This is a genomic window from Natronomonas aquatica (genome assembly GCF_024449025.1).
GTDB lineage: Archaea > Halobacteriota > Halobacteria > Halobacteriales > Haloarculaceae > Natronomonas > Natronomonas aquatica.
This window is the reverse complement of sequence record NZ_JAHLKM010000045.1, coordinates 1-14,426: the sequence shown is the minus strand read 5'-3', so window position 1 is coordinate 14,426 and position 14,426 is coordinate 1. Positions and strand designations below refer to the sequence as shown.

Here is a 14,426-nt window from a genome sequence, read left to right as displayed (position 1 = left end):
CGTGCTGTTTTCGTCCCATTGCTGTAGATACGCGCTCAGAGAGCTTAAGCTAGTGAGTACAAATCTGAAGCTACACTTAGTTTGAAACTCGTTTATGGCAGAACCGGGAAATCAAGGAGACCGTTTTAATGGATTTATTAAGACAGATCAAATAGTCACCGAAGAAAATTCAAATCCTTACCAACAATTTAACAGAACCTCATTTGAGCGTGATAGGGATAGAGTGCTTTATGATCGGTATTTTCGGCGACTAAATGATGTCACACAAGTAGCCAGAGCGGGTGAGAGCTATCTATACCATGATCGGCAAACTCACTCTTTGAAAGTCGCTCAGGTTGGCCGTCGGTTAGCAGAACTTTTAATCCGACGAAGAGAACAAAACAGCAATCAGCATTCGCTCCCAAGAATCGTTCTTGATCCTGATGTCGTTGAAGCGGCCTGCTTAGCTCACGACATGGGCCACCCTCCCTTCGGTCACTTAGCAGAACAAGAATTAGATGATCTTCTGATAGAAAAGACACATCCAGATGGTGAAAAAAGCGAATTTGATCCTGACGAAGATGATGCGACTGCTGTTCAAAAGGGAGATACCCCGGGAGGGATCCGATACGAAGGCAATGCTCAAACATTCCGTATTATAACACGTTTAGCGGCGCATAATGATCCAGAGACTGGATTGGGACTTACCAAGGCCACGCTGAATGCTGTATTGAAATATCCGTATGGGAGAGGCGAGTGGATCCGTGAGGAGACAAGAAGTGAAGGTAAATTTGGGTATTATAAGACTGAACAAGAAGCATTTGACTTTGCCACAGAAGGGCTGTCGAATGAACACGCTCCAGTTTTAGCGGCGGAAATAATGGACTACGCTGACGATGTCACATACGCAATACATGATATGACTGATTTTTATATAACTGGACAAATACCACTTGATCGTCTCCTAAGGGAGGCCAGACAAAAAAGCGATGCTGAAGATGATAAGAACAGGAACTCCGACGATATTGAGACCACTGAGTTAGATTCTTTTCAGGAATATCTTGATAATAGTAAACGAGTTGAACTTAGCCAGACATCTGCACAAAAGCTATTCGCACGGCTTGCGGAAAGTGCTCTGGGATACCCGACCTTGTTTGAAACCTTCTCTGGCTCACAGAGAGAACGAAACCTTTTGGATGGATTTAGATCATATCTCATCGGGTTTTATTTGGATGCTGATAATGAAAAGATAAGCGAAGATAATAAAATAAGGTTGGCTGAATCTAAAAATAAAGGCGGCTCTGAAACTCACTACCATGTAAAAATTGACCGGGAAATTGAAGAAGAGATTAGCATATTGAGAGAACTCACACACTATTATGTGATTCAGGATAGTTCGTTGATGGCTCAGCAAAGAGGACAGCGAAAGATCATCCGAACACTATTTGAGACACTGTATGAGGAAGCGCAGGGTGATGAGATGAGTCTCTCAGCAATTCCAAAGCCGTACAGTGAATGGGTCGCTGGTGATCTCTGTCGTGGCTCGTTCGGACCACCCAGCAATGGACGGGCACGAGCAGTGGCGGACTTCATTTCGTCTATGACTGAACAGCAAGCTATTGAGATGTACGAGCGGCTCACTGGCCACAGTCCAGGCTCTCTTGAAAATCGAATCATAAGATAATTTGAAAATACTCCAGCTCTCATAGGACAATCAATTTCAAGCAAAAGCCAGTGTAACCTGGACTCAGTCTAACCCATTTGAGTCTCCATCGAAAGCCCAGAAGTCAGCATGGCCAAATCGGGTATGGTGTATCTTTCCTGACTGTGCGAGCTGGTTTTCCTCGATGTTCAGCACCATAGTAGCTTCCACAGTCGATACCGGCTCGTATTTGTAAACAAACTGTGCGAGTGTGGGCGGAAATCCTTCCGGGGCAACATCGTTGTCGATGAGTACTCCAAAAGCAAGTCCGTATTCGAGGTTTCCAGACCACGCAATCTCCTCATCGCCTACAGATCCGTTCATTGCTGGCGTCTTTTCGATAGGCTTTATCTCTCGGTTGGCTGTCTCTCTCATCGTTTGCTCAAACAGATCCTTTTCAAACCCGACTTTCTCAGCAAGGTCGACCAAGGTGCCTTCCTCCTCGATGGATCGCTCTTCGATCAGAGCAGCAATTCGGAGGCGGCGGAGGTAGTCACGAAACAGATCCGGATTCAGATTCTTGGCTACGCGAAGGGCTCTGGTCGAAGCGACTGTGTTGTCCGGTAACTCTCCAACATCGGCACAGGGCATCTCGTAACGTCTCGCATCCGAGACATACCCTTCACGATTAATCTCTCTCGGAGAGAGCACCTCGTAAGAGAGGTCGAAATTGTCCCCGAACTCAACATCTAATCTCTTTAGCGTCGGTTCGATCCCCCACCCAGTCGCGTCCCACGCGTCTGTGTGGACAACGAGTTCCGCCTGTTTCTTCTCGTTATCCTCATCCTCGTCTTCCTCTTCATCGCTTTCTTCGCTCTTCTCACGTTGTTCACGCTCATCTGACTCATCGGGGTCACGTTCACGACTTTCGCCTTCAGACTCGCCTGTCGATTCTTCGTTCGACTGATCCGCGTCCTTCAAATCGTCTTTGTCGGACGAATCCTCACCTTCTTCACCAGATTCGGTGGAATCGCCAGTGCCATTTCCTTCACCAGCGACTGCTGCACCTGCACCTGCGCCGGCCGCAGCCCCGCCAGAACCACCTGCGGCACCTCCCGAAGCGGCTCCAGCCGCGGCACCTGCTGCACCGGCCGCCGCACCCCCGTCAGAATCATCGTTTTTATCTGTCGTCTCGTCTCCTGAATCGTCAACGAGTGTCTCCTGGCTTGGAGAGGTGCTACTGTCTTCTGCGTCATCCTCCTCACGGTCGTCTCTGTTACCGCTACCGCCGAGCCCCATCATTGTTGAATCACCGTTGGTTTGTCGGAAAGTGTGTTCTCAAGATTGTCCCGCCAATCGACGAAGTCGACCTCGATGAATTGACCGTCTTCTTTACAATTCGCAGCAAACTGGTAAATGCCACATGCCGCTTGAACCTGTGGCTGAAGTCTTCTCAAGTAGTTCTCACTTAGCAGCGCGATTACGAGAATTTTCTTGGCGTTCATCACATCGATGAGGTTCTGGATGTGGCTCTCAAGTTGGGAGATTCTGTTTCCACGATCCTCACCGAAATACTGCTTACAGTAGAACGCGTAGTTGGAAAAATCGTGACGCTCGTAACAGTCGCGGAGGATCTCGTAGTGCCATTTCTCCATTCCCTTCGCGAGTGGGAGAACCGCTATGTTCCAATTGTTTTTTTCGACCTCGTCGATCACCCAGTCAAGCCTTCGGATGAAGAAGCGGAGTCCACCCTCTTGTGAGTCTGGTTCGTCCCAATAAACCGTTCCCGCGTCGGGGATGTAGATTGCCGGTTGAATGTTCGCGAGAAGTTCCCGTATATCGTCTCGCTGTCTGTTGTAAATATCGGCATCGGGATCCGTTGCGGTGACTATCGGAATTTGCCAGTCTTCAAGAACGGCGTGCACTGAACCATGATCACGTACCAGCTTCGCCGCATCCGTCGCGTTGAATACGACGTATTTTATATGGAAGTTCCCGACGAGAAACTCTTCGAATATCTCAGTAGGTTCGTATCGGAGAATGATTCTGCTGGGGAACGAACGCAATCGCTGGGAGATCGTGACATCGTGTAGTGTTTGCTGAGTACTATCCGGCGTCGCAGGTGTTGCTGGAGAGCTCATGTATCGTCCTCTGTGTTCCCTGTTTGTTCTTCGCAAGGGGGAACATCAGCAATGTCCTGCTGTTTCAATATAAACGTACCGAACCAAAAGATGGAAACATAGCACACAGGCCTTCAAACACAGATATCCATTCTATTATTTCTCCGGTATCGAAAGCCAACCATATGGAATAGAGTGTCAGTACGAGTTGGCAAATAGACTATTCTGATGGCGAGTCACGAAGGTGAGCCCTGACGGAGCACCACTTGAATATTACTTTGAGACATTATATTGAGTAGGAGTATGTTCTGTTGAAATTGGGACGCTAATACACCGTATCCGATGGCTTCCCCACGGCCCGAACCCCACTTCGAGAGGTGGAAACTGGGCTCCAGAACCGGATAACAGACATATTATTGACATGCCACCACAAGCAAAGTCCTTGCCAACTAAGGCTTGGATAACCCTTTTGAAAATCACGGCTTTAGTTAGGGTAATGGGCCTATTATCGCACAATGAGACAGAAACCTGGAGCCGACAATGATCATGAGTCTCCATCCATCAGCAACGTGTCCTGACTGCGGGTCGTCACTTTGCTATGGAATGAAAGAGGAAGCGGCGAGTTGGAAAGTCTAATATGGGTGCAACGGCCGATGTGGCTTCGAACAGATGGCGGGCCGAGTGAAGCGAGCTCATATCGACCATCGAGACGATGTTAATGAACGGGCCCGCGAGATGGGCGAACGGTGGGCTGGATCGTAACGAACAGGAAGCCAGCCCATCGATGAGTACGCTAATGAGACGATTTGAGGTCGGTGATTGTGTTCGCGTTGACATTCCTGATAGAGACGATCCCGATTTCGACCGCTATCACGGACGAACTGGAGAGGTCATAGAGGTGATCGAGGACGAAGCTGGCCAAGCGACTGGTGACGAGCGCGATTCGTATCTATTTGCCGTTGAGTTCGAGAACAGCGACAGCGATCACTTCCGCTGGCGCGATCTTCGACCAGTACCGGAGGAATAGCGATGGAGCTCACGAATCGAGAGTACGAAGTCGTGTCTAACGTCTACGGCGACGATACGCCCCCCGATCTCCGTGAGATAGACACCCAGCAGTTGGTGGCGATGCATGACCGCGTAACTGACGCCGTGCGACTTTGGCTACGAGGACAACGATGTGGAGTCGTTGGGGATTCTGTTGCCGCTGGAAGAAAAATTGTACAGGTGCTCTCCACTCGTCCCCAGCAAATCAGCTAATTTACCGTCATCTATTTGTGACTTCCACGGACGACTTTGAGGTATATTAAATGAGTCAAGCTACGCTCTCCGAACGACCCTACGTCAACGCGAATCTCTTCTCTGGTCACTATTTGGACGACCGCGTACAGGAACGCGAGGAGTGGGACTGTGACGACGACGCCCGCGAAGCGATGGACGATCTCCAAACACTCTACGACTTAGAGGGGTCACTGGTGGAGGGCTACGGCGAAGACGCGCTCATCGACAACTGGATTGACGAAGTACTCGATGTACTCGGATTTGGGACGCAGGAGGAAGTGACGCTTCCAAACGGTGGCGGCTATGTCGATGAGCTCCTGTTTGAATCACCGACCGACCGCCGAGATGCCGCCGGTGTCTACCTCAAAACTGAGGACACGACTGATCTCTTCGAGCGTGGTATTGGTATCGTCGAAGCCAAACAGTGGGATGCCGCGTTCAACATCCAGTTCAGCGAACAACGACCATACCGGAACGCCTCCCACCAGACTAAACATTATCTTGAAAACACGCCGCCGAACATTCAGTGGGGTGTGCTCACGAACGGTCGCAAGTGGCGGCTCTATGGAACCAACGACTACGAGACCCAGACCTACTACGAGGTCGACCTCCCGGAACTGCTCGAACATGGCGACTTGGAGGCGTTCAAATACTTCTATGTGTTCTTCCGGCCCAACGCGTTCCACGAATCCGGCGGGACGACGTTCCTTGACGAGGTATGGTCTGAGAGCGAAACAGCGTCACAGGAACTCGGGGAGAATCTTCAGGACAACGTTTTCACCGCGCTCCGGGTGCTCGGGCGCGGCTTCGTTGAGACCAACGATGGCCTTGACATCGACCCCGACGATGAGAAAGCTCTGGACGAACTGAAAGAGCAGTCGCTTGTGTTTCTCTATCGGCTGATGTTCGTTCTATACGCGGAGGCACGTGGTCTCATCCACCCCGAGGGCCAATCAGCGCAGGACGAATACGACCAGAACTTCAGCCTCGACGAACTCCGGCTGGACATACATGACACCATCGGCGAAGTGGATGAGGGTTTTGAGGACGAATTCTCCGATTACTCGACAACGATGTGGAGTCGGCTTGAAGATCTGTTCCGGCTCATCGACGAGGGCGAGGAAGATCTCGGCATCCCACCGTATAACGGCGGCCTGTTCGATCACGAGGAACATGACTTTCTGACTGACCACGAGGTAAGCAACCAATATCTCGCCGAGGTCATCTACCGATTGTCGACCACGCAGAACGACGAGGGGCGGTACGTGTTGGCGGACTACGCCGACCTGGACACGCGCCACCTCGGGAGCGTTTACGAGGGCTTGCTTGAACACCAGTTCCGCATCGCGCCCGAGCAGTACGCGGCGGTTGCGGAAGATGGCGGTCAGGTCTGGAAACCAGCCACCGAAGTCAGTGTGGCCGATGCCGTTGAGACTGTGCCTGAAGCCGGGTTGTACGTCGTCAACGATGAAGGCGAACGCAAAGCGACGGGTGCCTACTACACGCCCGACTACGTAGTGACGTACATCGTCGAGGAGACAGTCGGGCCGCTGGTCAAAGAAATACGTGAAGACCTCATAGATCAGGGCTTCGAGCCAGGCACACAGGAGTACATCGGGCCGTTCTTTCGTCGCGTAACTGACCTTCGGATTCTCGACCCAGCGATGGGGAGCGGCCACTTTCTCACGAAGGCAACCGGATATCTCTCCGAGCAAGTGATGGCCGAAGTACGCGAGGCGGAGTCAGAGTTCGGTGTGGCCTTCGACGAACAGCACATCCGCCGCGAGATCGCCAAGGAGTGCATCTATGGTGTCGACCTGAACGGGATGGCCGTCGAACTGGCGAAGCTGTCGATGTGGCTGGAGACGCTGGCCGCCGACCGTCCGCTGGCCTTCCTCGACCACCATTTCAAGCAGGGTAACTCGCTGGTCGGTTCAGACATAGAAGCTATCGAGGAGTTGGAGTCAGATACTAACGGTGACAACGAGCAGGCGTCACTGGCGGAGTTCGGTGCAACTCGTGAAGGCACCATAGAGCGGTTGATGGACATATACAGCGAATTTCTGGCAATCGAGAATGAAGGTATCGACGACGTGCGTGAGATGAAACGTAAATATGAAGAAATCGAACAGGATGATCTTCGAAATCGGCTTGTATCGATGGCGAATGTACATACCGCCGAACGGTTCGGTCTTGATGTCCCAGGCGGCGCATACGAGAGGATAGCGCAGGCACTTGAGAATGACGAAGAGTGGGATGCGGTGACGGAGGCTGATTGGTTCACGACTGCACAGGTGATGGCCGCTGAGCGGGACTTCTTTCACTGGAGGTTGGAGTTTCCGGAGGTATTCTACGGGGAAGGTGGCACTCTACGAGAGGATTCCGGGGTTGATGCCGTGATCGGAAATCCACCATATGTCCGTCAAGAGCAACTGAGCGCCTCGAAAAACTATTTTCAGTCCGAATACAAGGTGTATCACAGCGTAGCGGATCTCTACGCGTACTTTGTGGAGAACGGGAAGCGATTGTTGCGGTCTGGCGGACAGTTCGGATACATTATCTCGAACAAATTCACGAAGGCGGAATACGGAGAGAACCTGCGTAACCTGCTAAGTCAGGAAACCACATTACGTACAATTCTCGACTTCGACGATTTGCCCGTATTTTCGCCTTCGGTTTCGGCATATCCGATGATTCTCGTGTTCGAGAACGCTCTAACAGACGAGAATACTGTATCTGTGACCCGTGCCGAGGACTTGACGTTCAGCGACTTACAGACAGAGGTAGCAGACCGCTCATATCCAGTCGAACAAGAACTCTTTTCGGCTGAGCAGTGGCTCATCTCTCATCCAGCCGCCCCGAAGATAGTTTCCCGTATGAAGGAGAGCGGAATTCCCTTGTTTGAGTCCATTGAAACTTCGGACTCAGCCGATATTCGATATGGTGTCAAGACCGGGCTGAACGAAGCATTCTTTATTGATTCAGAAGTTCGCGATAGGATTTTCTCGCGTAATGCCGATAGCGATCAGTTCATCCATCCATTGATTGTTGGAGAAGACATCAACAGGTACGCTGTAGATTTTTCGGACCGTTATTTAATCGCAGTCCCTTCTGGGTGGACATTCACCAACTCGCCATACGCAAGCGAGGACGAGGCTTGGGAGTGGTTCGAGAAGGAGTTCCCGGGAATCGCAGACCATCTCCGTGAGTACGAGAAGGACGCCAGAGCCCGCCATGATCGTGGAGAGTGCTGGTGGGAACTACGCCCGTGTGACTACTACGATGTCCTGAAAAGCGAAAAGATAGTTTATCCAATCATTGCATCTGAGCCCCGATTCGCCTATGACTTTCAGGGGCGATATATGAACGACAAATGCTTCGCAATTCCAGCCGACAAGCGTCTCATCGGGATATTGAACTCCACTCTCTCCGAGTTCTGGTGTGAGAATACACTCTCGACTCTCCGTGGAGGCTACCAAGAATTCCGTCGGATCCATATCCGAGAGTTCCCAGTCGCTACCAGCGACAACGAGATTCGGGATCTCGTTGGCGAGATGATTTCGCTCATCAAGGATAGACACGATCTCAATCTCTCGCTTCTCGACTACATTCAGCCCTACATCGAGGAACCAACCGTCTCGGACGTGGGTATCTATCAACCCCCGGAGGGCGTCGGCGACACGAAGCTCGCGGCCACTAAGGAGGACTACGAGAACATCCGCGTCGGAACGGTCACCTGCGTACGTCAGGATGAGAACACGGTTATTATCCACGCCACAGCTCGATACAAACCGGACGATGACGACGCCTATGAGACCGACCAATGGGGCTACACCGAAACCGAGCCGATGCCAGCGATGCGACTAACCGACCTTACCGAAATCGAGGCCGACCTCGTGGAGTCGTTCGTGCCGGTCGCCGTCGAGGAGGCCGGTGGCTTCGCCGGTTTCCGCGAGACAGCCACGAAGACGAACTCACTGATAGACCGGCTGGAGGCGATAACGTTACCAGATCCCGATGACGTGGCTGAGGATCTCGAACGGTACAGGGATGCTGTAGAACGGGCGGAGGAACTCGACAAGGAGATTGAGCGGACGGACGACCTGATCGATGAGATCGTCTACGACCTCTACGAGCTGACTGACGAGGAAATCGAGATCGTCGAGGAAGCTGTCGCCGATGACTGAGACGCAACTGGACGAGTTCGATCCGGTGGCCGAACGAGTCCGACAACAGCTTCACACATTCCCCCTCAAATTCCGAGAATTGGGTGAGGGTGGCAAGTTGAGACAGATTCTTACTGACGGCGAAACACAGACACTCCCCGGACCCTACGTCGGCCAGCAACCTGAGATGTTCACCGAGCAATATCTCATCGAACCCGTGCTCCACGGCCTGGGGTACATTAATCCTGCATCGACCGAGTACGATGGGGTCGGAGCTCACTTTGTTCGTCGACCGACTACGTTCCGGAGCGTCGAAAGTAAGCGTCCGGACTTCCTGTTGAAGCAGGTCGACCCGTCGTTAGTCTGTATCCTCGAAGCTAAGGCCGCAAACAAGGAACAGAAAACGAAGCGTGCGGCGACGAGCGACATACGCGAGTACATCGAGGTAAATGCCTTCTGTAAGTACCTCCGCGAGATGGAACACGAGCAGATGATTGCTATCGGGACAGATGGGTTCCGCTGGACTTTGTGGTGCTCTAACCTTCACAACAACACGGAGGGACAGGTATGTCGAGTCGATCTAACTGAGGAAATTCGCGCGATAGCGAAGCAGCTTAACGTGATTGAAGGTCAGACAGACAAAACTCCGAACGACATACGAAACGGAATCAAGGAGTTCGTCGGGCATTTTGCTGCGGATCGACTCCCAGACGTGGTTAGGTAGGTTTCCCCATTCGGGGATTGGCGTTTGTAGGTGAATCCCGTATAGAGACTCAACGCCGGCGGGAAAATTATGAAACTTGCCAATCGAACAGTGGCATATGCCATCAAATCTGATCGAGTACGATGAGGATCATCGACGAGATGGCCCGGAGCCTGACCGGCAAGGAGCATTCAAACGTGGGTGGGGTGCCGCAGTGAAAGGCAATGACGAGTCCCCACGATATGGCGATGATCCAGAACTAACCAACCTTACGTGGGACAACTTGAGGTATCGACTTGGACGCCTGTTTGGCCCTACTTGTGATGAACTGAAACAAGAGCTATTCGAGTGGTGTGTAAACCAGCAGAAATAAAATACTGAGTAGATCGGAGATCGATCCGGCTCTATGAGTAGTAGTGAAACCGATAGACGGAATACCGAACCCATGCCACCACAGATGCCGGCCCGGGCTGCGATCAGTTCAAGAAACTTCCTCTACCATTTTGATACCCCGACTACCATCAGCCAGTATCACGTCCAGCAGAGTCCGGTATCCTTTCTCAATTCTCTTCGACGTACTCACGCGCATTGCTGAAGAACGTCGACGGCATATAGAGGTCAACAGGTTCTGCGGCTTGTTCGCGTTTGCTCCTCGTACAACTTACGAGCCCGATCTCCACACCTGATGGTTCGAATATAAAATAACTAATCAGTGAGATGTTGGTTAACATCAACTATTTAACCCGAGTGAGCATCAGGTTCATTAATGAGTCGCTGGGTTCCTTGGAGTAATCGCAACTCCGAAGTTGAGCAACGTATCGATCAAGAGTTTACTGATACAGCGGCGAATCGCATCTCTTTCTCATTGAATCAGATTGCAACAAGAGCAGAGATTGCTGATGCATATACCGAGTACAGAACCGAAGTTGGAAAACACGCCAACTACTTTGAAACGGCAAACACGGGCCCTGCAAAACAATCACTTGATAAGTTCATTTCAACAGAAGGCCACGATGATGTTCTTACTCTGATAGAAATATTAATCAATGAGCTGTGGGAGGAGTCTACGTTATCTGGCGAAAACCATCCCATTGAAGAACTTCTTGATATTGATCACAAATTAAGACGTATTCTTGTTGAAGAAGGTATCTTACTACGGATACGCCCAGAAAGGAACGAAATAGAAACCTTTGCTGAGGCCCTCGGTAAGTATCGAGAAGCAAAGAACAGTAGCGGTTACAGTTCACGACATAGCAGCACTCCGTCTCGACCTGAGAAGCCATTTAATATCCATTTTGAAACGTTAGCTGATAAATCCGTAATCGAATCAGATCAGCAGCTTCGGGCGTTAGGAAAAAAAGGGAGGTGGGAAGAGGAAGTCAGCCCATATAATGAAGCATGGACTCAGTATCAAGATGAGCAGTTCTCGTACCTTATAGCTGAAAAGCTATACAATCGCTAGTTGTCCACTCTCTCGATAACGGCGGCAGCAAGAGGTCGGTCTGATACGGTGAGGACGCCGAAACAAGACGAACTACGCTTTTGATATCTCAGAGACTGAAAGAACAGTCACAGATCTGGTTGCTTTCGGCTGTGGCCGTCGCTCAGACTCCTCTCAGAAGACAGCTGTCGCTGTTTGCCAGCCTCGCTTCGGCCGAAGCGAGGCGGCTCAGCCGAGTCCGTGTTCGTATCCTGGCGGCAGTCCTTCTGCGTTCGTCCGGTGCTTCTCCTTCCAGCCGAGTTCATCGTCCAACACCTGCTCGATCCCGTGGAGGAACGCATCGCCGAACGCGAACTCGGTCGGGAGTGCTCGCCCGCCACGCCGTGGCCGGGCGAGCACCGCCCACTGCACCACGAGCCACAACTGCTCTAACAGAAATCCGACACCCACGTAGAAGAGCCGAATTGTCGTCGATGGCGTCGTTGTTAGGGCACGCGCTTCCCGGAATTTCTCGTAGCTCTTCTCGATCCGTGACCGATGGTTGTAGACCTGTGCCACTTGCTGCGGCGTGCGGTCTTCCAGACCGTACGCCGCGTATCCTGTCTGTTTGAGCCCTGACTTCCCACGGTCACCGTTGTGATAGGTGACGTTGACCGCCAGTGGATATGTCTGTTCGTGCTCTTTGCCTTCACAGATCGTCTCCTCGGTCATCTTCGACACGTTGACCGAGAGCTTCTCGCGGAGCGAGTCTTTCCCGGTCTTGACCGGAAAGACTGGCGGCGCTGTCTTCCGAAGCACACCGATCAATTCGCCAGCAAAGGCTGCTCTGTCCATGAGAATCTGTTCAGTCTCAAACGGATACGTCTCGACGCGGGCGAGCACGCGCTCGACCGCGTCGGCCTTGCTGTCATCGCCGTCAACTGGTTCCATCGCCAGCGTCAGTGGCTTTCCTTGGGCGATGACGAACGCTGTGCAGTAGCGGTGACACTTCGTCGTCCCGTCGCGTGCTTGCATTCTCCTGAACTCGGTTTCGTCCTCGGGATGCCCGTGGAACGGATTGTCCATGAAGTCGAAACAGATGGTTCTCGACCGGTCGCGGTCGAGAACCGTCAATGCCATCAAAGCGAGAATGTCGTTGACAGCGTCAAGCATCGGTTCTTTCTCCAGCGTGTCCAACCAGTGCATCACAGTCTTGCGATTTGGTGTGTCTTCAGCGTTCGTCGTGACGCCGTTAACAGAGGTCGTATCGACAGCAGCTCGGAGAACGACTTCCATGATTTTCTCGGAATCGAGGCCGGAGCCCTCGATCCCTTCCATCGGTATCAGCTCAAGCAACTCGATGCTAAGAGACTTTAATTGACCGTTCGAAAGGAACTCGTCCGGATCTGTGAGGATGCGTTTGAGTTTTGGTAGCCTCATCACGCATCAATCCGGACAGCGGCTGAATCAGGTGACTGATTCAGTCGCCTTATTCAGACCACTACGTGTCAGCAACTGGTCCTCTGAGCCAGAGTGGACAACTAGCGACAATAGTCTTGAAGCAGTTTTGATCAAAATCTGCGTTGAAGAGCGTGGCTGGAATAACGAAGGTGATGGTGTGAGTGCTTATCTAAATTCCATTAAGGACAAGGGGTTGTTTGACCCTAATGAGGCAATGTTTGCTGAGTGGGAACAAATCATCAACGGGCTCCAAATTGGTGTCCAGCGAACAGGTGGAGATAGAAAGCGACACGAAACCTTTGACCAAGATTATTCTATACTCTTGCTCCATCAGGTGGGAGCATTCCTTACGTTCGTTATAAACAGATACGAAGATCAGTATCCCAACTAAATCAATTAGTTCGTTCTGTTTCATATTCCAATAGTAGAGGAAGTTCTATTAATCGGACATATGTATGCTAACCGGGTCGGCAACCTGAGTTTCTACCGCTTCGAGAGGTGTATCTCGGTTTTATTTCCCATCAATATATTATCATTTATGACCTCCAGCGTGAGTTGGCATACGATCCTGCATAAACTCGATGTCCCGCTCAAAGAACCGACACTAATCACGCCCCTTGTCGGACAAGTGGTTTCGGATCAACGACGCAGGCTCAGAGTAGTATTATCGGGAGACCGAAGAGGTGCCACTCACAAACGGTTGGCCGGCACTCACAGTCTGTGTCTGAACTACCCCCTCTATTATCCCGCACGTACGTACTTAAACGCAAATATGTACGTACGGCCGCAGTCTATCGGTTTCTGAAATATTTTATATACTACCGATGGAAGATTTCGTCCGGTGCCCTCCGGCTCCTTCTCAATAAAGGGGTCGTGAGTGAAACTCACCGGCAAAAGAAGGCGGGTATTTCAATACTTTTGCTACCGGCGAGAGAGCACACTACGTGTAACCGCCACACGGTAGCTCCTGAGTGATGAGGCATCATCCACGCGGACCGGCATAGGTTGCCGATAGACCTCACCAAGTCACCGTCGCTGCGGAGATTGATGGTATAAGCGGCTCTACGCCGTCTGTGGATTACGGAGAAAGCGGCCTCGGGATGGACTCGCCGGGATTTGAACCCGGGGCCTCTTCCTTGCGAAGGAAGCGATCTGCCGCTGATCTACGAGCCCGCGGCCGATGGTTGCCGAGTGAGTCGTTTGAGTCTTCTGGTTTGGGTCCTCGAAAGCGACCACGGGTGGCCGCGCGTGAGCACTATGACACGACGACGCGCCGTCCTCCGGCCCGAAACGTCGGTCAGTCCTCGAGGACGATCTCGATCGAGACGTCGTTCGGGACCTGGATCCGCATGAGCTGTCTGAGGGCGCGTTCGTCGGCGTCGATGTCGATGAGCCGCTTGTGAACGCGCATCTCCCAGTGTTCCCACGTCGCCGTCCCCTCGCCGTCGGGGGACTTTCTCGAGGGTATCTCCAGTGTCTTCGTCGGGAGCGGCACCGGACCCGAGAGCGTCACGCCGGTCTTGTCCGCGATCTCGCGGACATCGTCACAGATGTCGTCGAGGTCGTCCGGCGCCGTCCCCGCGAGGCGAACGCGTGCCTGCTGCATGCGTTATCGCTCGTTGACGCTGAGGACCTTGCCGGCCGCGACGGTCTG

General features: G+C 52.1%; 10 protein-coding genes and 1 tRNA gene. 6 read left to right on the top strand and 5 right to left on the bottom strand.

Annotated elements, in window-relative coordinates; translation table 11 throughout:
* Positions 1-94 precede the first annotated feature (94 nt).
* Positions 95-1,663, top strand: a complete 1,569-nt coding sequence (locus tag KM295_RS15920; RefSeq protein WP_256031165.1) for a deoxyguanosinetriphosphate triphosphohydrolase family protein — start codon at positions 95-97, stop codon at positions 1,661-1,663.
* Positions 1,664-1,726: 63 nt separating this feature from the next.
* Here the strand turns inward: KM295_RS15920 and KM295_RS15915 are convergent, their stop codons facing one another.
* Together KM295_RS15915 and KM295_RS15910 are read right to left on the bottom strand one after the other, a co-directional pair.
* Positions 1,727-2,923: a thioredoxin domain-containing protein gene (locus tag KM295_RS15915; protein ID WP_256031164.1), complete on the bottom strand. Its 1,197-nt coding sequence runs from the start codon at positions 2,921-2,923 to the stop codon at positions 1,727-1,729.
* Positions 2,920-3,762: a hypothetical protein gene (locus KM295_RS15910; RefSeq protein WP_256031162.1), complete on the bottom strand. Its 843-nt coding sequence runs from the start codon at positions 3,760-3,762 to the stop codon at positions 2,920-2,922. The genes KM295_RS15915 and KM295_RS15910 overlap by 4 nt, the downstream gene beginning before the upstream one ends.
* A 775-nt stretch (positions 3,763-4,537) precedes the next feature.
* Between KM295_RS15910 and KM295_RS15905 the strand changes: the two genes are divergently transcribed.
* The 4 genes from KM295_RS15905 to KM295_RS15890 all read left to right on the top strand — a co-directional run bounded on the left by KM295_RS15905 (position 4,538) and on the right by KM295_RS15890 (position 11,353).
* Complete coding sequence (locus KM295_RS15905) at positions 4,538-4,768, top strand: DUF8139 family protein (RefSeq protein ID WP_336272834.1); 231 nt, start codon at positions 4,538-4,540, stop codon at positions 4,766-4,768.
* 283 nt (positions 4,769-5,051) lie between these two features.
* Positions 5,052-9,209, top strand: a complete 4,158-nt coding sequence (locus KM295_RS15900; protein ID WP_256031160.1) for an Eco57I restriction-modification methylase domain-containing protein — start codon at positions 5,052-5,054, stop codon at positions 9,207-9,209.
* Positions 9,202-9,912, top strand: coding sequence for a hypothetical protein (locus KM295_RS15895; protein ID WP_256031157.1), 711 nt, complete (start codon positions 9,202-9,204; stop codon positions 9,910-9,912). Before KM295_RS15900 ends, KM295_RS15895 begins: the two co-directional genes overlap by 8 nt.
* 745 nt (positions 9,913-10,657) lie before the next feature.
* On the top strand, positions 10,658-11,353 hold the full coding sequence (locus KM295_RS15890; RefSeq protein ID WP_256031154.1) for a hypothetical protein: 696 nt from the start codon (positions 10,658-10,660) through the stop codon (positions 11,351-11,353).
* 207 nt (positions 11,354-11,560) lie between these two features.
* Here KM295_RS15890 and KM295_RS15885 read toward each other — a convergent pair whose 3' ends face one another.
* Positions 11,561-12,751, bottom strand: a complete 1,191-nt coding sequence (locus KM295_RS15885) for an ISH3 family transposase (RefSeq protein ID WP_256031151.1) — start codon at positions 12,749-12,751, stop codon at positions 11,561-11,563.
* A gap of 31 nt (positions 12,752-12,782) precedes the next feature.
* On the opposite strand from KM295_RS15885, the gene KM295_RS15880 reads away from it, so the two are divergent.
* Positions 12,783-13,163 (top strand): hypothetical protein, encoded by a 381-nt coding sequence (locus tag KM295_RS15880; RefSeq protein ID WP_256031148.1) that lies wholly within the window; start codon positions 12,783-12,785, stop codon positions 13,161-13,163.
* Between the two features lie 710 nt (positions 13,164-13,873).
* Here the strand turns inward: KM295_RS15880 and KM295_RS15875 are convergent.
* A tRNA-Ala gene (locus tag KM295_RS15875) sits at positions 13,874-13,945 on the bottom strand.
* A 124-nt stretch (positions 13,946-14,069) separates the two neighbouring features.
* Entirely contained in the window at positions 14,070-14,378 is a 309-nt protein-coding gene (gene rpsJ, locus KM295_RS15870; protein ID WP_256031147.1) for a 30S ribosomal protein S10, read from the bottom strand.
* Between the last annotated feature and the right edge of the window lie 48 nt (positions 14,379-14,426).